This window comes from Thiocapsa sp. UBA6158, assembly GCF_002423035.1.
Taxonomy (GTDB): domain Bacteria; phylum Pseudomonadota; class Gammaproteobacteria; order Chromatiales; family Chromatiaceae; genus Thiocapsa.
In genome coordinates, this window is sequence record NZ_DIUM01000062.1 from 26,909 (window position 1) to 48,617 (window position 21,709).

At 65.6% G+C, this 21,709-nt stretch carries 17 protein-coding genes; 12 read left to right on the forward strand and 5 right to left on the reverse strand.

Translation table 11 applies throughout. The annotated features are described in order from the left end of the window. Positions 1 to 111: 111 nt before the first annotated feature. On the reverse strand, positions 112 to 1,011 hold the full coding sequence (locus tag B4N44_RS08735) for a PDZ domain-containing protein (RefSeq protein WP_296699470.1): 900 nt from the start codon (positions 1,009 to 1,011) through the stop codon (positions 112 to 114). Positions 1,012 to 1,263: 252 nt separating this feature from the next. On the opposite strand from B4N44_RS08735, the gene ftsH reads away from it, so the two are divergent. The 4 genes from ftsH (at position 1,264) to B4N44_RS08755 (ending at position 6,390) form a co-directional block, all read left to right on the forward strand. Further along, the gene (gene ftsH / locus B4N44_RS08740) at positions 1,264 to 3,198 is read left to right on the forward strand and encodes an ATP-dependent zinc metalloprotease FtsH (protein ID WP_296699473.1); all 1,935 of its coding nucleotides are present in this window, start codon (positions 1,264 to 1,266) and stop codon (positions 3,196 to 3,198) included. A gap of 179 nt (positions 3,199 to 3,377) precedes the next feature. Further along, complete coding sequence (locus B4N44_RS08745) at positions 3,378 to 3,968, forward strand: Maf family protein (RefSeq protein ID WP_296699476.1); 591 nt, start codon at positions 3,378 to 3,380, stop codon at positions 3,966 to 3,968. A gap of 386 nt (positions 3,969 to 4,354) precedes the next feature. After that, the gene (locus B4N44_RS08750; RefSeq protein WP_296699479.1) at positions 4,355 to 5,905 is read left to right on the forward strand and encodes a lytic transglycosylase domain-containing protein; all 1,551 of its coding nucleotides are present in this window, start codon (positions 4,355 to 4,357) and stop codon (positions 5,903 to 5,905) included. Between the two features lie 209 nt (positions 5,906 to 6,114). Beyond that, the gene (locus tag B4N44_RS08755) at positions 6,115 to 6,390 is read left to right on the forward strand and encodes a SemiSWEET family sugar transporter (protein WP_296699482.1); all 276 of its coding nucleotides are present in this window, start codon (positions 6,115 to 6,117) and stop codon (positions 6,388 to 6,390) included. A gap of 203 nt (positions 6,391 to 6,593) precedes the next feature. Here the strand turns inward: B4N44_RS08755 and B4N44_RS08760 are convergent, their stop codons facing one another. Next, positions 6,594 to 9,272 (reverse strand): bifunctional acetate--CoA ligase family protein/GNAT family N-acetyltransferase, encoded by a 2,679-nt coding sequence (locus B4N44_RS08760; protein WP_296699489.1) that lies wholly within the window; start codon positions 9,270 to 9,272, stop codon positions 6,594 to 6,596. A gap of 268 nt (positions 9,273 to 9,540) precedes the next feature. On the opposite strand from B4N44_RS08760, the gene B4N44_RS08765 reads away from it, so the two are divergent. From B4N44_RS08765 to B4N44_RS08775, 3 genes are all read left to right on the forward strand, one after another. Continuing rightward, a complete protein-coding gene (locus tag B4N44_RS08765; protein ID WP_296699492.1) occupies positions 9,541 to 10,473 on the forward strand; it encodes a histone deacetylase family protein in 933 nt (310 codons plus the stop codon). A gap of 286 nt (positions 10,474 to 10,759) precedes the next feature. Further along, on the forward strand, positions 10,760 to 11,545 hold the full coding sequence (locus B4N44_RS08770; RefSeq protein ID WP_296699495.1) for a dienelactone hydrolase family protein: 786 nt from the start codon (positions 10,760 to 10,762) through the stop codon (positions 11,543 to 11,545). A 216-nt stretch (positions 11,546 to 11,761) separates the two neighbouring features. Further along, a complete protein-coding gene (locus tag B4N44_RS08775; protein ID WP_296699498.1) occupies positions 11,762 to 13,207 on the forward strand; it encodes a cryptochrome/photolyase family protein in 1,446 nt (481 codons plus the stop codon). Here the strand turns inward: B4N44_RS08775 and B4N44_RS08780 are convergent. The 3 genes from B4N44_RS08780 to B4N44_RS08790 all read right to left on the reverse strand — a co-directional run bounded on the left by B4N44_RS08780 (position 13,188) and on the right by B4N44_RS08790 (position 15,604). Next, positions 13,188 to 13,994: a TatD family hydrolase gene (locus B4N44_RS08780; RefSeq protein WP_296699503.1), complete on the reverse strand. Its 807-nt coding sequence runs from the start codon at positions 13,992 to 13,994 to the stop codon at positions 13,188 to 13,190. The two genes, B4N44_RS08775 and B4N44_RS08780, sit on opposite strands and share 20 nt — an antisense overlap. A 213-nt stretch (positions 13,995 to 14,207) precedes the next feature. Next, positions 14,208 to 14,948: an NYN domain-containing protein gene (locus tag B4N44_RS08785; protein ID WP_296699506.1), complete on the reverse strand. Its 741-nt coding sequence runs from the start codon at positions 14,946 to 14,948 to the stop codon at positions 14,208 to 14,210. Positions 14,949 to 15,061: 113 nt separating this feature from the next. After that, on the reverse strand, positions 15,062 to 15,604 hold the full coding sequence (locus B4N44_RS08790; RefSeq protein WP_296699509.1) for a DUF2058 domain-containing protein: 543 nt from the start codon (positions 15,602 to 15,604) through the stop codon (positions 15,062 to 15,064). 258 nt (positions 15,605 to 15,862) lie between these two features. Here B4N44_RS08790 and B4N44_RS08795 point away from each other — a divergent pair, with 258 nt between their 5' ends. The 5 genes from B4N44_RS08795 (at position 15,863) to B4N44_RS08815 (ending at position 21,673) form a co-directional block, all read left to right on the forward strand. Further along, positions 15,863 to 16,378 (forward strand): OmpH family outer membrane protein, encoded by a 516-nt coding sequence (locus B4N44_RS08795; protein WP_296699511.1) that lies wholly within the window; start codon positions 15,863 to 15,865, stop codon positions 16,376 to 16,378. Positions 16,379 to 16,568: 190 nt separating this feature from the next. After that, the gene (locus B4N44_RS08800) at positions 16,569 to 16,805 is read left to right on the forward strand and encodes a YdcH family protein (RefSeq protein ID WP_296699514.1); all 237 of its coding nucleotides are present in this window, start codon (positions 16,569 to 16,571) and stop codon (positions 16,803 to 16,805) included. A 251-nt stretch (positions 16,806 to 17,056) separates the two neighbouring features. Beyond that, entirely contained in the window at positions 17,057 to 17,689 is a 633-nt protein-coding gene (locus B4N44_RS08805; RefSeq protein WP_349681078.1) for an MBL fold metallo-hydrolase, read from the forward strand. A gap of 55 nt (positions 17,690 to 17,744) precedes the next feature. Then, positions 17,745 to 18,605 (forward strand): hypothetical protein, encoded by an 861-nt coding sequence (locus B4N44_RS08810; RefSeq protein ID WP_296699521.1) that lies wholly within the window; start codon positions 17,745 to 17,747, stop codon positions 18,603 to 18,605. Between the two features lie 191 nt (positions 18,606 to 18,796). After that, positions 18,797 to 21,673 carry a DUF349 domain-containing protein gene (locus tag B4N44_RS08815; RefSeq protein WP_296699524.1) on the forward strand — a complete coding sequence of 959 codons (2,877 nt, stop codon included), beginning with the start codon at positions 18,797 to 18,799 and terminating at the stop codon, positions 21,671 to 21,673. Positions 21,674 to 21,709 lie beyond the last annotated feature (36 nt).

The following is a 21,709-nucleotide window of genomic DNA, read 5'->3' on the forward strand; positions in this document are numbered from 1 at the left end:
CCGAAGGACCAGGCCGGCGCATGCCCGGCGTCGGGGCCGACCGCCCGATGCGCCGGACGCGCATCCTTGGCGCGTAACGATCGCCTTGCCGGACACACCTCGCGAGAGCCTTCAGCGCGCGGGTCCGACCCGCGCCGAATCCAGGGTCACGCCGAGCGGACCGCGCGGGACCCAGGTCTCGATCACGCGGCCGCCGCGGCGGACCTGCACCGCGACCTGCTCGCCGTATTCGCCCTCGGTGGTTTTGCTGCGCAACTCCGAGAAATCGAATAGGCGTTCGTCGGCGTAAGACTCGATCAGATCGCCCGCCTGCAGGCCTGCGATCTCGGCAGCCGATCCCGGGATGACCGAATCGACCTTCACGCGATTGTCTGCGCCGGTCACGTAGAGATAGCGGTCGTAGATGTCGTCGCCGATCTCTTCGCGAAGCGAGCGCTCGTCCGCGTTGATCCGCGAAAGCTCCTCGCGATACTGGGCGGTCCCGACCCAGCCTTCGCGAATGGCCTGATCCCGCAAGGAGAGCCGCTCGAGGGAGCGCTGCGCCTCCTTCAGGACCAAATCCTCGGCCATGCCCGGATCCACGCCCGCGGCCACGAGTGCGCCGCGTCGCTCATCGGCGGTGCGCGGGGCCGGCGGCCGTTCCTCTTCGGCGACGCCGCCGGTCGCTGTCGCGGCGCTCAGGACGCGGCTCATGGCCTGCTCCACGCTCGCCAGCCGAACGCGCAGGTCCGTGACCTGCGACTCCAGATCGCGCAATGCTCGAGGCATGAGCGCATCGCGCGCTGAGGCTCCCGACTCGGCCGGTGGCACCTCCGGGGCAGGATCGACATCCTCGGTCACACTCAGCGCAGTCGGCAGCGGCATCGCCGGGGCCGTCTCGGCAACGTGATCGGCATCGGACGAGGCCGGCAGCTGCGGTTCGGTCATCGCGAGATAGCCGGCGACAGCGGCGGCGCCGATGAGTGAACCGGCCGCAAAGCCGGCCGACAAGAGAGGAACGGCGGGTTGCATCTTAGAGAGCCTCGTTGAACTGGACGTGAGCCTGCGACCGCAATCGATCCGCCGCGTTCCCTGCAGGCCCGCAGCGCCGGTCGACTGCGCGCGGTTGATCGCCGAGCCCCCAAAACTGGTAAGCTCCTTCAACTCATCGACCGCGGCAGCGTTTCCGTTGGTTTTCGGACTCATGCCCCGATGTACCCGCCAATGCCGCGAGGCAGAGCGTCGAGCTCCGGCCGAGCGATGGTCAACGAGGACAGCCTGAGAATGAATGCCAAAAACTTGAATCTGTTGCTGTGGGTCGCCGTCACCATCTGGCTGGTGATGATGTTCAACAGCATGACGACCTCCGACGCGATCGAGTCCCGCAGCTTGAGCTACAGCCAGTTCCTACAAGAGCTCTCGGACGGTTCGATCCGCGAGGTCACCATACAGGATCAGAAGGTCAAGGGGCTGAGGACCGACGGATCCCGTTTCGAGACCTTCGACCCGGGCGATCCCGCGCTGGTCGGCGATCTCCTGGAGAACGGCGTGAGCATTCGCGCCGAGCCGCCCGAGCGCCCGAGCGTGCTGGCTCAGATGCTGATCGCCTGGCTGCCCTTCCTGCTCCTGATCGGCGTCTGGTTCTGGTTCATGCGCCGCAACATGGGCGGGGGCGGTGGTGGCGGCGGGATCTTCAATTTCGGCAAGAGCCGTGCGCGTCAACACGCCGAGGGCGAGGTCAAGGTCACGCTGCGCGATGTCGCGGGTGTGGAAGAGGCGAAGGAAGAGGTCGGCGAGTTGGTGGACTTTCTGCGCAACCCGCAGAAATTTTCGAACCTCGGCGGTCGCATCCCGCGCGGCGTGCTGATGGTCGGTCCTCCAGGCACGGGTAAGACGTTGCTGGCGCGGGCGATCGCCGGCGAGGCCAAGGTGCCCTTCTACAGCATCTCGGGCTCGGACTTCGTGGAGATGTTCGTCGGTGTCGGCGCCTCGCGCGTTCGCGACCTCTTCGAGCAAGCCAAGAAGGCCGCACCCTGCATCATCTTCATCGACGAGATCGACGCCGTCGGTCGCAAGCGCGGCGCAGGGCTGGGCGGCGGTCACGACGAGCGTGAGCAGACCCTGAACCAGCTCCTCGTGGAGATGGACGGCTTCGCGGGCAACGAGGGCATCATCGTGATCGCGGCGACCAACCGGGCCGACGTGCTCGACCCGGCGCTCCTGCGTCCGGGCCGGTTCGACCGCCAGGTGGTCGTCGGTCTGCCGGATCTGGCCGGCCGCGCCGCGATCCTCGAGGTGCACATGCGCAAGGTGCCGATCGCCGAGGACGTCGACGCGCGCACCATCGCCCGCGGGACACCCGGATTCTCGGGTGCCGATCTGGCCAACCTGGTCAACGAGGCCGCCCTCTTCGCGGCCCGTGCCGGGCATACCGAGGTCTCGATGCAGATGTTCGAGCGCGCCAAGGACAAGATCATGATGGGTGCCGAGCGGCGCAGCATCGTGATGTCCGAGTCCGAGCGCAAGCTGACCGCCTATCACGAGGCCGGCCACGCGATTGTCGGGCGCCTGGTGCCCGAGCATGATCCTGTGCACAAGGTCAGCATCATCCCGCGCGGACGTGCCCTCGGCGTGACCCTGTTCCTGCCCGAGCGCGATCGCTACAGCATGAGCAAGCGTCAGTTGGAGAGTCAGCTCTCGACCCTGTTCGGCGGACGTCTGGCCGAGGAGATGATCTTCGGGCCCGAGCACGTGACGACCGGCGCCTCCAACGACATCGAGCGCGCGACCGATATCGCACGCAATATGGTCACGCGCTTTGGCCTATCGGACAACCTGGGCCCGCTGGCCTATGCCGAGGACGAGGGCGAGGTCTTCCTCGGTCGCTCGGTGACGCAGCAGCGTCAGGTCTCGCCCGAGACCGCGCAGGCGATCGACAAGGAGGTGCGCCAGATCATCGACCGCAACTACAGGCGCGCTAAGCAGATGCTCGAGGAGAACATCGAGAAGCTGCACACGATGGCCGAGGCGCTGCTCAAGTTCGAGACGATCGGCAAGGATCAGATCGACGACATCATGTCCGGTCAGCCGATGCGCGAGCCCGAAGACGACGCCGGCGACGCGAAGCCGACATCCGGCAGCAGCAACGGCGACCTCCCCAAAGGAGGCGCGCCGCGCAAAGAGCCGCCCGTCGTCGGAGGTGCCGTCGGCGGGGTCTGACCTTACGCTGCGACAATCCCCGTCCGGCCGTCGGCCGGGCGGATGAATTCAAGCCCTTGCAATCGATTGCGAGGGCTTTTTTGTTTTATACTTCAGCGCGACTGACCGACCGAGCGGCCCGGCCTTGACGGAACGGCCTCGCGGCGTCCTCCGGAAACCCCATCAGGATCCCCGACACAGTGCCTGCGCCCGCGCTCGTCCTTGCATCGACCTCGCCCTACCGGCGCCAACTCCTGGAGCGCTTGGGGCTGCCATTTACGACCGTCGCGCCCGAGGTCGACGAGCGCCCGCGCCCCGGTGAATCGTCTCAGGTGCTGGTCCTGCGCTTGGCGGAGGCCAAGGCCAGGGCGGTTGCGTCCACCCATCCGAACGCGCTCGTCATCGGGTCGGATCAGGTCGCCTGTATCGACGAGGATATCTTGGGAAAGCCCGGAGAGCGCGCCCGCGCCATCGCCCAACTGGAGCGTGCGTCCGGGCGAATCGTCGTCTTTCAGACGGGGTTGTGTCTGCTGAACACCGCGAGCGGGCGCGCCCAAACCCTCGTCGAACCCTTTCGCGTTCATTTCAGACGCCTCGACCGAAAACAGATCGAAGGGTATCTGGATCGCGAGCAACCCTTCGATTGCGCCGGTAGCTTCAAGTCGGAAGGCCTCGGTATCGCATTATTCGAGCGGCTTGAAGGTGACGATCCCAATACCTTGATCGGACTACCTCTCATCCGCTTGGTCTCATTACTCGAATCGGAAGGAATGCATCCGCTTCACGACTGATCGAGCGGTAAATCGGGGCCCAGCTCAATCATCGGGCACGCCGAACGAGATCGCAATACATTGGAATGATCAGTCTCAATAACTTACTGACTTATATGACAATAGACAACGAAAGCTCAGGCCGTTTCAAGAATACGAGTGCTGCGGAGCACATGGAAAAACGAGGCATCTTATCCGCAATCGTACATTGCAAAGACGGCTTTCGTGAGCCAATATCAAACCGTCATCGAACAGATGACGCAGAGCGCGCCTGCCGAGTCGATCATCTCGCTTCGCATTCGCATGGCATCGCCTTGGCCCCGTACAAGCCTGCGCGCTCATTCGGGGTATTCGCCGTCGCAACAGCTGCGACGCGCCCGGCTCACGCTCGAGAGGACACGCGCACCATGCCGACCTATCCGATCAGTATCAGGTATCTATCGCTCCTGCTGTTGTCGATTGCCCTGCTCGGCTTGGCGGGCTGCGGCAGCGACGGCGCTCAACGCAACACCTCGGGGGAAAACTGGACCCAAGGCGAGATGGTCGCCGGCTCGGACACCTTCCCCGTTCCGCCGGAGATCCAGCCCAATGTCGATTTCTGGCGCCATGTCTACGGCATCTGGGGTCGCGGAGAGGTCGCCATCCACGACAACGAGCACATGGACGTCATCTACGAGGTCGTCAAACTGCCCCTGCCCATCAAAGAGGGCTACACGGACCCGCAACGCTCGTTGGTGCGCGACCGTACGGATGCCTACAAGGGCCAGCTGCGCCTTCTGGAAGAGCGCGTGCGAACCGGGCAGAGCCTGAGCAGCAGCGACAAGGCGCTCCTGGCGAGGCTCGAGCGGTCCGGCGGTCGCGCCGCGGTCTACGGGGCTGCCGACCGCGTGCGCAGTCAACGCGGTCTGCGCGAACGCTTCCATCGCGGCGTGGAGATCAGCGGACGGTACGACACGGCCTTTCGCGAGATCATGCGCAGTCACGGTGTCCCGGAGGACCTCGCCTATCTCCCGCACGTGGAATCCTCGTTTCAGACCAATGCCAGATCCGGCGTCGGCGCCGCGGGTGTGTGGCAGTTCATGCCTGCAACCGGTCGGATGTACATGAACGTCAACGACACCATCGACGAACGACTCGATCCCATCATCGCGGCCGACGGTGCCGCTCGTTATCTCTCCCAGGCCCATCGTCGCCTCGGGAGCTGGCCTCTCGCCATCACCTCCTACAACCACGGTCAAGGCGGGATGGCGAATGCCAAGGCCCAGCACGGCAACGACATCGGTGGCATCGTGAAAAACTATCGGGGCCAATACTTCGGCTTCGCGTCACGGAATTTCTACGCCGAGTTCATCGCCGCCCGCGAGGTGACACGCAACGCCGATCGCTATTTCCCGGAGGGCGTCCGTCGCGAGGAGCCATGGCCACACGATCGTCTGGTCCTTCAACACCCCATGCCGGTGCACCACCTCGCCGGACACTACGGCCTGACCCCGAATCGCCTGGCCGACTTGAACATGCATTGGCGCGACCGCGCACGCGACGGTCGGGCCTATCTGCCCCCGGGCAGCACGGTGTGGCTCCCGACCGGGACCAAACAGCGCGTCGCCAGCCATCCGCCACCGGTCTCCAACGTCATGGTTGCCCGCGCCGAGCCCAAGGCATCGCCGGTCGCCCGTCAGGCCATCGCCAAGGTCGAGCGACCGGCCGCCAAGCCGACGCCCAAAGCGCAGGCATCGACGAAGACGACGGCGAAGGTGTCCGCCAAAGAGGTCGCCAAGGCGCCGGCCGCGAAGAAGTCGACCACGGCGGCGCGCTACCATGTCGTGAAGCCGCAGGAGACGCTCTATCGCGTCGCGGTTCAGAACGGCATCACTGTCGCCGAGCTGCGCAAGCTGAACAAGATGCAGCCCGACGACAACAAGATTCGCCCGGGGCAGAAGCTCAAGGTCAGCATTTAAGCCGCGTTCGGCGCGGCCCGATTGGACCGGAGCGGGTCCGGCGTGGCAAGGACCAACCAAGGCCAGCGGGACGCGGTTTAAATGAATATTAAAAACAGAGCAATAACGAGTCATTCTATTGAAGCTTATCGGATCGCGGGCGGTCGAGTTTCCGCTCGCGAACGCGGCGCGTATCGGACGCTCGTGGTGATGCCCGGGCGTCCGTCGCGGTGACACTGTGGGTCGAGACCATCGGTTTTACTGCGGCGGCACTCACCACCATCTCCTTCGTGCCCCAGGTGGTACGCACCTTGCGCACCCGTGACACGCGGGCCATCTCGCTGTGGATGTATGCGCTCTTCAGCGCAGGCGTCGCACTCTGGGGCCTTTACGGTTTGCTGATCGGCTCTTGGCCCGTGATCGCCGCGAACGCGATCACCTTTGTCCTCGCCTCAATCGTGCTCTGGCACAAACTCCGCGAAACACCGGAGAACCCATCCGGGTAGGCTTTGGGCGAACCTTCGCGCGGTGCGCCTCGGCCGAACCTCACACGGCTAAGGCAGGGCCGTGTCCACGACACCGGCCGGTAGGATGGACGAGCGAGAGTGGAGTCCACCGATCGCGCCAAAAACGGCGTTGACGCCGACCGCGCAGACGGACGCCCGACGTCCCGTCCACACGAAACCACGCATACCCTGCCGGACGCGGTTCAAAGCACCTTGCTCACCCATTTGACCGCCATGTCCTGCGGGTCGCTCTCGATGCGGAATCCGAGTGACTTCACCAAGGCGAGCATCCGACTGTTGGCGCTGAGCACCTCGCCATCCATGACACGAAAGCCGCGCGAGCGTGCGTTCTGCATCAGCGAGCGCATCAGTCTTGCGCCGATTCCGAGGTTGCGCCAGGTGTCGGAGACCACGATTGCGAACTCGCAGGCCTCGCCGCCCGGTCGGGCCATATAGCGGGCCACGCCGACCTGGACGTCGGACCCGTCGTGCTCGACCACGCCGATCAGGGCCATCTCGCGGTCGTAGTCGATCTGAGTGAAGCGCACCAGCATCTCGGGCGTCAGCTCCTTGATCGCCTGCATGAACCTGAAATACTTGGTCTGTTCCGAAAGCCCTCGAACGAACTCCTGCTCCATCTGGGCATCCTCCGGACGAATCGGGCGAATCACCAGATCCTTGCCGTCCGGCAGTTGGACGCGCTCGATGAGATGGCTCGGATAGGGGTGGATCGCCATGTGCCCGTAAGTCGTCTGCTGGGGCGGACGATAATCGACCTTGATGCGCGCATCCACGGCAATCACGTCCTTGTCGTTTCCGATCAGCGGGTTGATGTCCATCGAGATGATCTCGGGCAACTCGCAGACCATCTCCGAAACGCGTTGAAGAATCTTTGCCAAGGCCACACGATTCATCGGAGGCATATGCTGAAAGGCGCCCATGAGACGCACGATCCGGGTATGGTCGATCATGGTCTGGATGATGAAGGCGTTGAGCGGCGGCAGACCGAGCGCGCGATCCTCGAGGACCTCGACCTTGGTTCCGCCGGCACCGAAACTGATGACGGGTCCGAAGATCCGATCCCGGGTCACCCCGATCATCAGCTCGCGTGCAGCACGTGTGGAGGCCATATGCTCGACCGTGATGCCCTCCATGCGCGCATCCGGGCGCAGCCGCTTGGCACGCTCGACGATCTCGGTGAAGGTCCGGCGCACCGATTGGGCATCGTCGATGTTCAGACGCACGCCGTCGACATCGGATTTGTGCTCCAGATCCGGCGAGTTGATCTTCATGACTACCGGGAATCCCAGGGCCTGAGCGGCCATCAGGGCCTCGTTCGGCGTGCGGGTCAACACCGCCTGCATCGTCGGGATGCGAAACGCCGAGAGGATCGCCTTCGCTTCGACCGTTCCGAGCGTCTTGCGTCCCTCGGCCATGACGCCCTCGATGATCAGACGTGCGCCCTCCACGTCCGGCGCATCCTCCTGCGAGAGCGGACCCGGCGACTGCATCAGCAGCTTCTGGTTGCGCTGGTGGGTGGCGAGGAACGAGAAGGCGTCGATCGCCACCTCCGGGCTGTCGAAGTGCGGCACGTCGTGCTCGGCCAGGAGCTCCTGGGCCTCGGCGACCCGCTTCCCGCCCATCCAACAGGCGAGCACAGGCTTGCGGCTGTCCTTGGCTGCCGCGATGACCTGCTCGGCCGTGGCGATCGGGTCGCCGAACACCAAGGGCGCCAGGATACAGAGCACGCCGTCGACCTCCGGATCCGCCAGACAGGCGTCCAAGGCGAGCCGATAGCGCTCCGGCGGGGCGTCGCCGATGATGTCGATCGGGTTGCCGTGCGACCAATGGTCAGGCAGCGCCTTCTCCAGCGCCTGGCGTGTCGTATCGCTGATCTGCGCGAGCGAGAGCCCCAGCTCGATGATCCGATCCGCGGCCAGCACGCCCGGCCCGCCGCCGTTGGTGATGACGGCGATGCGGTCGCCCGCCAGACGCCGACGCGTGCCGAAGACCTGGGCGGCCGCGAACAACTGATCGAGGCTGGAGACCTGTACCACGCCCGCGCGCTCGGTGACGGCGCGGAACACGTCCGCCGAGCCCACATAGGCACCGGTGTGCGACTTGACCGCGCGGGTCCCGGCCGGATGCCGCCCCGCCTTCACCACCACCACAGGCTTCAACCGCGCCGCCGCGCGCAGCCCGCTCATGAAATGGCGTGCGTTGCGGATCCCTTCCACGTAGAGCAGGATGCATTGCGTCTGGCTGTCCAGGGCGAGATAGTCGAGCACATCGCCGAAGTCCACATCCGCCGCCGCGCCCAGCGAGACCATCGCCGAGAAACCGATCCGCCTGCGCTCGGACCAATCGATCATCGCCGTGCAGATCGCACCGGATTGCGAGACCAGGGCGACGTTGCCGCGGCGCGGAAGATCCTGTCCGACGCTGGCGTTCAGGCCGTGTTGCGGGCGCATCGCTCCGATGCAGTTGGGTCCGAGGACACGGATACGGTTGCTCCGCGCCGCCTCGACCATCCGCTCATGAAGGTTGACCCCGCGTTCGCCGTACTCGCCGAAGCCGGCTGAATGGACCACCGCCACCTTGACCCCGTAGCCGCCGCACTGATTGAGGATCTCCGGGACCCGATCGGCGGGTGTGGCGATCAGCGCCAGATCGACATGCTTGTCGAGCTGACCCAGGTCGCGGTAGCAGGGCTCGCCGGCCACCTCCTTGTATTTGGGATTGATTGCATAAGCATTGCCTTTGAAGCCGCCGGCGAGCAGATTGCGAAACACCATGCCGCCGATGGACCCCTCGCTGTCGCTGGCCCCGAAGACCGCAACGGCGGTGGGCGTGAAGAGTTGTTCGATATCGGATACGCGCATGGAATCGCCCTCCCGGGCAGTAAAAAGGATTAAGCTAACACGGGTTCGAAACGCGTCGGGCGTGACATGCCCGAGTGCTGTGTCGACTCGACCTCGGAGACACCCACAGGTGTCGGCGTAGGCGCGTTTCGAAGATCAAAAAGCTCGAAAGATACAAAAAATAGATTTCAGGGATTCGCCATGGGCGCGACAACGCGCCGAACGACAACAAGAATTGCCCGGGCACCAACCGTCTCCCGCGTGCGATCAATGCATTGAGGACCTTCGCATGAACCTCGCCTTTATCTCTCATCCGTTGTGTCAGCAGCACAAGATGGGCGCGCACCACCCCGAGTGTCCGGAGCGGCTCTACGCCATCCAGGATCGCATGATCGCCTCGGGCATGGAGATGTTGGTGACCCACTACGACGCACCCGAGGCGAGCGTGGCACAACTGACCCGCGTGCACGATGCGGACTATGTCCAGGGGTTGATCGACGCCGCCCCGGAGGCCGACGACGTCATGGTCTGGGTCGACGGCGACACCGCCATGAACAGCCATACCCTGCCGGCTGCCCTGCGCGCGGCCGGCAGCGCCATCCTCGGGGTCGACCTGGTGATGAGCACAAAACATCACGCCGCTTTTTGTTGCGTGCGCCCGCCCGGCCATCATGCCGGACGGCGCTCGGCCGGGGGCTTTTGTCTCTTCAACAACGTCGCCGTCGGTGCCGCACATGCCATGACCGAGCACGGCATCGAGCGGATTGCCATCATCGATTTCGACGTCCACCACGGCAACGGCACCGAGGAGATCTTCAGCGGCGACGAACGGGTGCTCTTCTGCTCGAGCTTCCAGCACCCCTTCTATCCCGGCTGCGGCGCCGATACCGATGCGCCGAACATCCTCAACTTGCCGCTGCCCAAGCTGACCGACGGGGCCGCCTTTCGGGCCGCTGTCGAGGCCGCCTGGCTGCCCAAGCTCGACGCCTTCGCGCCACAGCTGATCATGATCTCCGCGGGGTTCGACGGCCACGCCGAGGACGACATGGCACATTTCAATCTGCGCGAGGCCGATTACGCCTGGATCACCCGCGAGCTCCATCTGCTGGCGCGCCGACATGCACAAGAGCGCGTCGTGTCCTGTCTGGAAGGCGGCTACAGTCTGTCCGCGCTCGGTCGCAGCGTCAGTGCCCACATCGATGAATTGATCGGGCACGCATGAAGCCCTCGCGGCGCCCCGGATCAGTGTCGAGAGGGGCGTCCCGACAACCTGTTGCATTGCAGCATTAGGATAGAGAGGTCCCGCCCGCGTCGCAATGCCGATCACGCACCCATCACGCGCGAATCATGCTTGCAGTGCCCCGCGCCGGACAGACGGCGCCGGGCTTGTCATCCGGACCCGATGGCCTGACCTTTGCGGAACCGCGTCAGGCGCAGCCTGACGATGCGCCCTGCCGCTTCGCCTGACCTGTCCCGAAGCTCAGTCAACCACCGGATCGGAGAGACTCATGAGAAGACCATCGACCCACTTGGCCGCGTTGCTCCTCTGCGCCCCTCTCGTCGCGGGCGCCGCCATCCAAACCGAGCGCGTTGAATATCGCGACGGCGACACCGTCCTCACGGGCTATCTCAGCTACGACGATGCGATCGAGGGCAAACGCCCCGGAGTGCTCGTCATTCATGAATGGTGGGGCCTGAACGACTACGCGAAGAAACGCGCCGAGATGCTCGCCGAGCTCGGCTATGTCGCCTTCGCCGCCGACATGTACGGCGACAACAAGGTGACCGAACACGCGCCCGATGCCCAGGGCTGGATGCAGCAGATCACCGCCAATCAGTCGGCCTGGCAGCAGCGTGCCATGGCCGGACTCGACACCCTGAAGGCCAGCGACCGCGTCGATACCGAAAAGCTCGCGGCCATCGGCTACTGCTTCGGCGGCGCCACGGTGATGCAGATGGCCTATGCCGGTGCCGATCTCGACGGCGTGGCGAGCTTCCACGGATCCCTGCCCCCGGCCAGCACTCTGGAGCCCGGCACCATCAAGCCCAGCATCCTGATCGCCCACGGCGAGGCCGACAGCTTCGTCCCGCCCGAGCGCATCGCCGCCTTCAAAGAGGGGCTCGACACTGCCGGTGCCGATTGGCAGATGATCGTCTACTCGGGGGCACGCCACGGCTTCACCAACCCGGGTGCCGCTGCCTACGGGATGGACGCACTCGCCTACGACCCCAAGGCCGATGCGCGCTCTTGGGCGCTGATGCAGGGGTTCTTCGACGAGGTCTTCGCGGACTGAACCGCGTCCGGCGGGCGACACTCGGCTGGCGTTTAAGCTAGAGCTTGCGCAGCTCGTCACCGTCGGCGGTGACGCGGTTCAGTAAGACCAGGAACCATTCAATAACCACCGAGTGCGGGTGTAGGTGCGATTTTATTCGCACTTACAGCCCTTCAGCTCCTCCGGACCTCAACATCCGGCAACCGGACCCAAACCGACCCGAGACCGCACCCCTCAATGCCGAGCACCGTTATCCTTTGGTTCCGTCGCGATCTGCGTCTCGACGACAATCCGGCGCTCCAAGCGGCCCTGATCGACTGCGCCAGACTCGTACCCGTCTACATCCATGACCCGGACTCGGAGGTGCCCTGGTCACCCGGTGCAGCGAGTCGGTGGTGGCTGCACGGCAGCCTCTCGAGCCTGGACCAGGCCCTACAGACGTTCGGCAACCGGCTCCTGATCGCACGCGGGGACAGCCTGTCCGAGCTGCGGCGCATCGTCGCGACGACCGGCGCCACCCGGATCCACTGGAATCGCCTTTACGATCCGACCTCGCGCGAGCGCGATGGACGGATCAAGCAAGCCCTGCGGGCCGATGGCCTGCGCGTGGACAGTCACAACGCATCCCTTCTGTTCGAGCCTTGGGGGATCGCCACCGGCAACGGCGAGCCCTACCGGGTCTTCACCGCCTTCTGGCGTCGCTGCGCGGCTCGGCTTTCCGAGGTCACCCCCCTGCCTGCTCCGGCGGCCTTGCCGCCGCCGCCCGAGTCTCTCGACTCGCTGCACCTCGAACGCCTCGGCCTGCTGCCGAGCATCCCCTGGGACGCGGGACTGCGCGAGACCTGGACACCCGGCGAGATCAGCGCGCTGGAGCACGCACGCACCTTCCTGAAGGACCGAATCCAGGGCTACGCGACCGAGCGCGACCTGCCGGCCCACACCGGGACATCCGAGCTGTCGCCGCACCTGCACTTCGGCGAGATCGGTCCGCGTCGGATCCTCGCCATGGTCAAAGAGCGTTGGGGCGATCCGACTGCAGACCCGGTCGAGCCCTTCGTGCGCGAGATCGGCTGGCGCGAGTTTGCATACCATCTGATCTATCACTACCCCCACACCACCGACGAGCCGCTGGATCGACGCTTCGCCGCTCTGCCTTGGCGCGAAGAGGATGCCGATCGGCTGCTCCAGGCCTGGCAACGCGGCGAAACCGGCATCCCGCTGGTCGATGCCGGCATGCGTCAGCTCTGGCACACCGGCTGGATGCACAATCGGGTGCGCATGGTCGTCGCCTCCTTTCTGGCCAAGAACCTGCGCCTGCCCTGGCAGGCCGGCGCACGCTGGTTCTGGGATACCCTGGTCGACGCGGATCTCGCCGCCAACAGCCTCGGCTGGCAGTGGAGCGCCGGCTGCGGCGCGGACGCCGCGCCCTATTTCCGCATCTTCAACCCGGTCCTGCAGGGCGAGCGTTTCGACAAGAGCGGGGCCTATGTTCGACGCTGGTGCCCGGAGCTGGCCCGACTCCCGGACAGATACATCCATCAACCCTGGACCGCGCCGAGCGCGCTGCTCGATCACGCCGGTCTCCGGATCGGGCATGACTACCCGGCCCCGATCGTGGATCTCAAGGCATCGCGCGAAGCGGCGCTGGCAGCCTACGAGGTCGTCAAATCGGCGGGGCGCTGACACGACCCGAACCGGAGCGCTCGATCACGCCGAGGCCAGGCAAGACCGCGCGCGCATTGGCCGTCGTGCGGGCCGCCAAGACATCGGGCGACTCGCCCCTGACCTCGGCCAACGCCTGCAAAACATCCGGTAAATACTCGGGGCTGTTGCGCTCGCCCCGATGCGCGGCGACCGTCATGTCCGGCGCATCCGTCTCGAGCACGATCGCCTCGGCCGGCAGCTCGGTCGCGAGACGGCGCAGACGCGAGGAGCGGGTAAAGGTCAACATCCCTCCGAAGCCGAGTCGGAAGCCCAGATCCAGATACTGCTGCGCCTGCTGGAGGCTCCCGTTGAAGGCATGCGCGATACCGCCCCTCACCCGCGCACGCCGCAGGGTCGTCAACATCTCCTCATGCGCCTTGCGCACATGCAGGAGGACCGGCAGATCCGCGTCCCGAGCGACCGACAACTGCGCTTCGAGCAGGATCTGCTGACCGGCTCGATCCAGCTCGGGCAGAAAATAGTCCAGACCGATCTCGCCGACCGCGAGCGGGCGATGCTCGGCGATCGCGCGCTCCAAGGCGGCAAGATCGGACTTACGGTGCCGGTCGAGATAGACCGGGTGCAGACCCAGCGCCGGATAGAGATCTTCCGCCGATGCACAGAGCGCGAGCAGACCGCCCCAACCCTCCGAATGGATGGCCGGGATCACGATAGCGGCCACACCCGCCGAACGCGCCCGAGCCAACACCGCCGATCGATCGGCATCGAACTCGGCAACATCCAAATGACAGTGTGTGTCGATCATGAGTCGCATCCCGAACGTCATCGCCGTCTCGCGAGGCAAGTGCGCCGCCACCCTGACTGTACGCTAAACAAATTCGCACCGACGGCCCTTTCAGGGCAGCGCAGTCGGGAGGATCATTCACGGAAATCACCTTAAAGCGCGTCCGCTCAAACACCCGCAGATACGCGCAACACAGACCCACCGTCAGCCCGCGCATACCCCACCGGACGCGGTTTAAGCAGCTGACTTCTGATCCCGCACGAACAACGCCTTGTGCGGTCCGCGCCCGACCTGACGCTCCTCGATATCGAAGAGCTGGATCGCCTTGAGCAGTCCGCTGAGCTTGGCATAGCCGTAGTTGCGCGAGTCGAACTCGGGGCTGCGTTTGGCGATCGCCGAGCCGACGGCGCCGAGTCCCGCCCATCCGGTATCGTCCGCAGCACCGTCCAGGGCGGCACGCAGCAGGTTGACCAATTTGGCATCGCGCTGCAGATCCTTGCCGCTCTTGCGCGTCGTCGAATCGCCGGCCGCACCCTCGCGCAGCACCTCGGTGAAGACAAACTTGTCGCAGGCCGCGACGAAGGGCTCCGGTGTCTTCTGCTCGCCGAAGCCGTAGACCGTCATGCCGGACTCGCGCAGACGCGAGGCCAGTCGCGTGAAATCGCTGTCGCTCGAGACGATGCAGAAGCCGTCGAAGTTGCGCGAGTACAGCAGATCCATGGCATCGATCATCATGGCCCCGTCGGTCGCGTTCTTGCCCTTGGTGTAGCGAAACTGCTGCATGGGCTGGATCGAGTGACGCAGTAGGGTGTCCTTCCAGGACCCCAGATTGGGCAGGGTCCAATCACCGTAGATGCGCTTGACGTGGGCCGTGCCGTATTTGGCGACCTCGGCGAGAAGCCCCTCGACGATGCTCGCTTGGGCGTTGTCGGCATCGATGAGCACGGCGAGCTTGAGGTTGGCGTTGTCGGACATCCGTGATCTTCCTGTCAATCGGTCTTTGAATTCAGTGGATTGCGATCACCTCGAATGAGTCTGCATCGCATGCTGCGCCTGATCGCATCATCGGCCGGCACCACCGGCGCCCGTCACCAGATGAGGTCGTCCGGGACCTGATAGTCGGCGTAGGGATCGTCCGCGTCCTTCTCATCGGTAGCCTTGTTGTGGACCAGGACCAGGCTCGCATCGCGCGCCGCCACCCGCACGGCGATCTCCGCGGGCACGACCTCGTAGAAGGCATCCTGTCGGACGACGGCCAGACTTCCCGCGACCAGCTTCGCGTGCTGCTCCTTGTTGACATAGATGCGTTTGAGCGTCGTGCCGTCGGTGAAATTGAACGCCAGATCGCCGCGATCACGCACCACCCGATGGGTATGCACGAGCTGGCGAATCTCGTTCTCGGCGGCACGCAAGGCCGCCTCTTCCTGGCGGCGCAGATTAAGCTCGCGGTCGCGCTCGAGCTTCTCGCGACGGGCACGCTCGGCGGCCAGCCGGGCCTCGTTGTCGAGCGCCTTACTGCGCGGACCGGCGTGCTGCTTGGTCTTCTTGTGCTTGGTGGTCCGTGCCTGCTTGAGCTTCTGCTCGTCGACCAAGCCGGCCTTGAGCAATTGGTCCTGCAACGAGTTGCCCACGGTGTGGATCTCCGAAAAAGATGTCGCCGATCGCCGAGCAGACCCAAGTCCGCAAACCCTCGGCGGATATCCGAATGCCCGAACCAGACGACAGGATCCGACAGGCGCGCCCGCGACGCAAGCAGGGGAGTGGTTTCCACGAGCCGAGAGCGAGGGTTAGAATCGCGCGCGGCGCCGTTCCGCGATCGACCCGGCCGCTGTATGCTCGCGGACCACGTCTGGCCTCACCCCACTCTATCGATCCCCGGAGTCCTGCCCATGTCCCGTTCCGCCCTCCTTGTCGCCCTTGCACTCTTCATCGGCGTGCCGACCCATGCCTTGGCCGCCGACGTGCTGGGCTATGTCGACATGCAAAAGGTCCTCGAGGAAAGCAAGCTGGGCAAGCGTCTTCAAGACCAGTTGCGTGAAGAGTTCGAGCCGCGTGGCCAGGAGATGGCCGCCGAGGAGCAGGAGATCCGCAAGCTCCAGCAGTCGCTCGAGCGCGATGGACCTCTGATGAGCGCCGACCAGGTCAGCAAGCAGGAGGCCGACGTGCAGAAGCGTATCGCGGCATTCCAGGAGAAGGCGAACGGCATCCAGCAGGAGATCATGAAGGTCCAGCAGGCAAAGAGCCGCGAGATTATCGGCCCGGCGCGCGACTCCATCAGCGCCGTCGCCAAGAAGAACAAGATCGGCATGGTCGTCGAGCCCGGGATGTCCGGGGTCCTCTATCTCGACGAAAAGCTTGATCTGACCGCCGAAGTCATCAAACACCTCGACGCGAATACCAAGTAAGGCGACAGTCAAGCAGACCGTCCGGCGTGAACGGGCTATGTCGGACCCATGACGCTGCGGTATCATTTCGGAACATCGAGCCGGGATCGCCGCCGCGCCTACACCCGGCGAGCCGGACCCGCCCCGACCACACACGAGCGCCGGCGCGACCACTGCGCGGGTTATTGCACCTTTTTGAGGAACCGACACAATGCTTGGCGAATCGCACGACCTGCTTCACGAGTTCCCCGATCTCGAAGCGAAGATCTCCGCGCTACGCTCGGACAGCGCCGAGTTCGCGCAAATGATGGACGACTACGACACACTCGACGCCCGGGTACGCGACCTCGAAGAACTGGGGACACCCGTCGCCGACGAGACCATCGAGGAGCTCAAGAAGAAACGCCTGGTTCTGAAGGATAAGCTCTACGCCATTCTGCGTTCCTGAGGGCTGACCGGGTTGCCGACACCGCCCCTTGATCCGGGTTTCTCGTGCGCCGGCAACCCGACCCGAGAGGCCCCTTCGCCGGGACGAGAGAGGTCTCGCGCTTACCCATAGTTCCTGCATGGATCGGCCGACAATCGCGGCCGGGATCCCTTACGAGTGTCTCGATCGGGTCTCTATCGAGTCCTGGACAACCCCGACACCAGATGAAACCATGCGCGGACATCGAGCCCCGACCGCGTGATCCAGACCCCGTGCAATATCGAATCATCCCCGTCACCGCCTTTCAGCAGAACACCACCCTGCTCTGGTGCGAGCGCACCCGAGCCGCCGTCATCGTCGATCCGGGCGGCGAGGCCAATCGCATCCTCGCGCAGGTCGCAGCGCTCGAGCTGAAGCCCGAATACGTTCTGCTCACCCACGGCCACCTCGACCACGTCGGCGCCAGCGCCGAGGTCTCGCGCCGACTCGGCATCCCGATCTGGGGCCCACACCCGGACGACGCCTTCTGGCTCAACGCCTTGGCCGAGCAGTGCGAGATGTTCGGCTTTCCGCCCGTGACCGCCTTCGAGCCCGACCGCTGGCTCCGCGCGGGCGAGCGTATCGCCGTCGGCGAGGAGACCCTCGAGGTTCTGCACTGCCCCGGTCACACGCCGGGCCATCTCGTCTTCTTCGACGCAAACGACAAGCTCGCACAGGTCGGCGACGTCCTCTTCAAGGGCTCGATCGGACGCACTGACTTTCCGCGCGGAAACCATCGCCAGCTCCTCGACTCCATCCGGGAGCGACTCTTTCCGCTCGGAGACGATGTACGCTTCATCCCCGGACACGGCCCCATGTCGACCTTGGGCGAGGAGCGACGCACCAACCCTTTCGTTCGCGAATAAGCGTTCGCCGAGCAACGTCCGCAACCGGGCAACCGCCCGCGGAAGGAACGGCATCATGCGAAAATCAAGCATCCCGACGCCGACACCGGGCCGGAAAAGCAGTCCGCCGCGCAGCCGCTCGCTGCGCAACCCGCAGGCCGAGCCGCCGGATGCGCCGCCGCGAAACGCGCTCAAGCGCACCAAGAAGGCCCATTTTCTCGAACCCTACCGACTCTCCGAGTCCGGGCGCGCCGCACTGCTCGCGTGCCTGACCGAACAGGCCGTCGGCGATCCGGAAAGCCGCGAACTGTTCGCCGCCGCCGTCGAATACGGCATCGCGAGCTGTCGTGCATCCACGAAGGAAACCCGCGCCCCCGCGCAACCAGCGGTCGCATCCGAGCCGCACGCACGCCCGAGCGCGCAGCCGGCTGCAAACCCGGCCGCCGAGCCGACCCCGAATCCAAGCGCCCCGCACTCGATCCTCGCGGAGACGGCGCGTCTGCTCGTCCGGGAGATCGGAGTGCTCGACAACCGATCCCGCGAGGCGATCACCGGCCGGCTGCGCGCCTCCGATCCCTTCGACCGAGTCCATGACCAAGCCTATCTGGACGCGGTCTGTCGCGAGGTCGAGCGCATCGCCGAGGCCGCCTCCGTCCTCCTCGCCGCACCGCCCTTACCGCCGCCCGTTTCCCTGCCTGAATCTCCCGCCGCAGCCACGCCCGCACCGGCGGCCGCACATCCGGACGACCCGATCGGCGAGACCGCGCGTCGCCTCGTTCGGCGCATCGCCGACGCCTACGAGGCATGCTTCGAGACCAAGGCCGAGACCGGCGCCGGAGACCCCTTCATCCCGATCTTGCGGCTCATCGCCGCGGAAGCCGGGATCGCACTGCCTGCGCAGGACGCCCGTCTTCTCGCTGTTCTGCCGCAGCCCTGACGCCTAAACCGCGCCCGGTGCGGTATGCGATGTTTATTGGATGGGATCGGCCCCGGCAGTTTTGACGACCGCTGGGGATGGCGCGGTTTAGTCGCTTCACTCGGTCGTCTCGCCGTTCACAGTCGTCGGGCCGTTCGGCCGCGTTTCTGAGTACAATGGTCGGTCCGTGGGCAACGGTTGGCGAGTATCACATGCTATTCGAGCGCTTTCTCAAGAAAAAACGACAAGATACACACAAGGAGGAAGACCAGGAGGTTCTGGCCGAACGCGCCCGCAATCATGAAGACCCTGCGGTTCGGCGCGAGGCCACCCGCAGACTGGTCGGGCTGTCCCATCTTCGCCTCATCTTCGCCGAAGACACCGACGCCGGCGTGCGCGAGATCGCCGCCGCACGCTATCGGCACCTTCTGTGCGGGACCCAGCCGGCCGAGCTCACACCTGACGGTGTGAGCCTCGATGCGCGGGTCGCGGAGCTGTCGCACGTCGATGACGCGCGCATCCTCGAGCAGGTCGCCATCCAAGGGCTGGCCCACGAGGTGCGTCGCGCCGCGATCGAGCGGCTGCAGTCTCCCGAGGTGCTCGCACTCTGCGCTGTACAGGATCCGCTCGCCGCCAACCGCGGCGCCGCCGTGGAGCGCATCGAGACCAAGGACGCGCTCGAGCAGGTCGTGCGCCAGATCGGCAAGCGCGACAAGAACGTCTACCGCAGCGCACGCGAGAAGCTGCGCCTGATCGCCGAGCGCGAAGAGCGCCCGCTGCGCGTGCGTGCACTCTGCGAAGAGCTCTGCCAGAAGGCCGAGCGTCTCGGTCGGCTCGAGCAATGGAATCAGGATCGCGCCATCCTCGATCTTCTCGATCGCCAATGGGCCGAGATCCGAGACGAGGTCGAGCCGGACGGGCGCACGCGTTACGAAGGCGCACGCGAGCGCTTCATCCAGGCCTACCGCGGTCACGCACGCGAGACCGCCGCCCGAGTCGCCGCCGAAGAGGCCCACGAGTCGCTGCATGCCGAACGCCTCGCCCTCCTCGACACCTTGTCCGAGGCACCGGCGCTGAGCACCGAGCAAGAGATTCGCGCCTTGTGCGAACGGGTCTCGACCGCCTGGGACGCCCTCGACGCCCTCCCGCCGCAGCGCCAGAGACCCCTCGACCAGCGCTATCGCACGCTGATGGACGCGGCCGACGCCGCGCGCACCACCCTGGTCGATCAGCGCAAGCGTCTATCGCAGCTGCACAAGTCGAGCAATCGGGCACAGAAGCTCCTCGACGAGCCCAAGCCGCTCGATCTGCGCGCGACCAAGACCTTCATCGAGCAGGCGCGCGCACTCGCCGCCGAACTCCCCGCGACCGCCGAGACCCAAGCCGTCCTCGCGCTCCTCGAGCGTCTCGAGGTGCGCACCAAGACCCAGCGCAAGAACGCCGAGCACCGTCTGAAGCAGCTTCCCGAAAAACTCGCCGAGCTGAAGAAACACCTCGCCGACGGCGAGCTGAAGAAGGCCGACCCGCTCTTTCAAAGCCTGCGTGCCGGTCTGGATCTGGTCGAGGCCAGCGCCTTGCCCAAGGGCGCCACCGAGGAGATCGCCGCTCGCCTGCATCTGCTCGCGCCGCGCCTGCGCGACCTTCAACACTGGCGTCGCTGGGGTGCCGATCAGCATCGCGACGGCCTCTGCGAGGAGATGGAGCAGCTCATCGAAGCCGACCTGCCCCTGCAAGCCCTGAGCGAGCGACTCCACACCATGCGCCTGGACTGGAAGGGCCTGGAGAAGACCGGGCCGCGCGCCAGCCCCGCCGTCGCCGAGCGTTTCCACAAGGCGTGCGACGCCGTTCAAGAGCGCTGTCGCCCCTACCTCGACGCCCAAGCGGCCGAGCGCGAGGCCAATCGTGCCGCGCGCGAGTCCGTCTGCGACCAGATCGAAGACTTCCTCTCCAAGGTCGACTGGGAGCGCATCGACTGGAAACGCGTCCTGCGCGCCGAGCGCGAGACCCGCCACACCTGGGCCTCCATCGGACCGGTGGACCCGCGCCACTTCAAGGCGCTCGAAGGGCGCTTCCGCCAAGCGCTCAAACAGCTCGATCGCCGCCTGGACGGCGAGCGCAAACGCAATCAGGCGATGAAGCACGCGCTGATCGCCAAGGTCGAAGCCTTGGTCGAGGAGACTGATCTGGACGCCGCCATCGAGCAGACCAAGGCACTCCAACGCGAGTGGCACACCACCGTGCCGGCACGCCACAAGGACGAGAACAAGCTCTGGCAGACCTTCCGCAGCGCGTGCGACGCCATCTTCGAGCGTCGCGCCGCATTGCACCAGGCACACGCCAACGAGATGAAGGAGCATCTCGCCACGCGCGAGAGCATCTGCACCGACGCCCTCGCACTCGCCCGAGCCGAGCACGATCCGAAACGACTGCGCGCCGAGCTGCGCGAGCTCGAGCGGCGCTGGGACGATGCCCAGTCCCTGCCCATCCCGCGTCAAAGCGCCGGCCCGCTCAACGAACGCTGGCGCGAGACCCGCGAGGCGCTCAAGCGGCACATCAGCGACTGCGAGGACCAACAGCGTCGAGACGCATTCGATCTGCTGCAAGGCCAAGCCGCACTGTGCGAGCGCCTCGAGCTCGGACTCCTCGGAGAAACCGACGCCCCGCTCGACCCCGAAGCGGCCGAGCAGGCCTGGGCGGATCTCCCGCAGCAACAAGACGACGAGATCCAGCGGGCCATCGCAGCGCGCTTCGCGTCCGCACTCGCCGCCGCCCGCGACCCCGAGCAGATCGCCGTGCTGCGTCGCCGCTACGACGCCAACGCCGCGCGCCTGAGCCAACTCTGTCTGCAGCTCGAAATCCTCACCGGTGTCGAAACCCCGCCCGAGCTCGCCCAACAGCGCCTGGAGTTCCAAGTCGCACGTCTGACGGAGCGCATGGTCGACGGCGAGGAGGACCCACTGCAAGGCAGCGCAAGACTCCTCAAAGAGTGGTATCTCTGCGGCCCCGCGCCGCGCTCCGCCGGTCTCGACAGCCGCTTCGAGCGCATCCGCCAAGCCCTCGCCCGAGAGCCCGGCGCGGCGACGGCCTGACACGACCGCGCAGCGGCCGAGACGCAGAATCCGCCC

Excerpts from the sequence above, each read along its gene's own strand:
- B4N44_RS08780 (WP_296699503.1), bottom strand. The coding sequence starts at position 13,994 with ATGATCGACACACACTGTCATTTGGATGTTGCCGAGTTCGATGCCGAT.
- B4N44_RS08795 (WP_296699511.1), top strand. The coding sequence starts at position 15,863 with ATGTCCCGTTCCGCCCTCCTTGTCGCCCTTGCACTCTTCATCGGCGTG.
- B4N44_RS08800 (WP_296699514.1), top strand. The coding sequence starts at position 16,569 with ATGCTTGGCGAATCGCACGACCTGCTTCACGAGTTCCCCGATCTCGAA.
- B4N44_RS08735 (WP_296699470.1), bottom strand. The coding sequence starts at position 1,011 with ATGCAACCCGCCGTTCCTCTCTTGTCGGCCGGCTTTGCGGCCGGTTCA.
- B4N44_RS08765 (WP_296699492.1), top strand. The coding sequence starts at position 9,541 with ATGAACCTCGCCTTTATCTCTCATCCGTTGTGTCAGCAGCACAAGATG.
- B4N44_RS08770 (WP_296699495.1), top strand. The coding sequence starts at position 10,760 with ATGAGAAGACCATCGACCCACTTGGCCGCGTTGCTCCTCTGCGCCCCT.
- B4N44_RS08810 (WP_296699521.1), top strand. The coding sequence starts at position 17,745 with ATGCGAAAATCAAGCATCCCGACGCCGACACCGGGCCGGAAAAGCAGT.
- B4N44_RS08750 (WP_296699479.1), top strand. The coding sequence starts at position 4,355 with ATGCCGACCTATCCGATCAGTATCAGGTATCTATCGCTCCTGCTGTTG.
- ftsH (WP_296699473.1), top strand. The coding sequence starts at position 1,264 with ATGAATGCCAAAAACTTGAATCTGTTGCTGTGGGTCGCCGTCACCATC.
- B4N44_RS08785 (WP_296699506.1), bottom strand. The coding sequence starts at position 14,948 with ATGTCCGACAACGCCAACCTCAAGCTCGCCGTGCTCATCGATGCCGAC.
- B4N44_RS08815 (WP_296699524.1), top strand. The coding sequence starts at position 18,797 with ATGCTATTCGAGCGCTTTCTCAAGAAAAAACGACAAGATACACACAAG.
- B4N44_RS08775 (WP_296699498.1), top strand. The coding sequence starts at position 11,762 with ATGCCGAGCACCGTTATCCTTTGGTTCCGTCGCGATCTGCGTCTCGAC.
- B4N44_RS08760 (WP_296699489.1), bottom strand. The coding sequence starts at position 9,272 with ATGCGCGTATCCGATATCGAACAACTCTTCACGCCCACCGCCGTTGCG.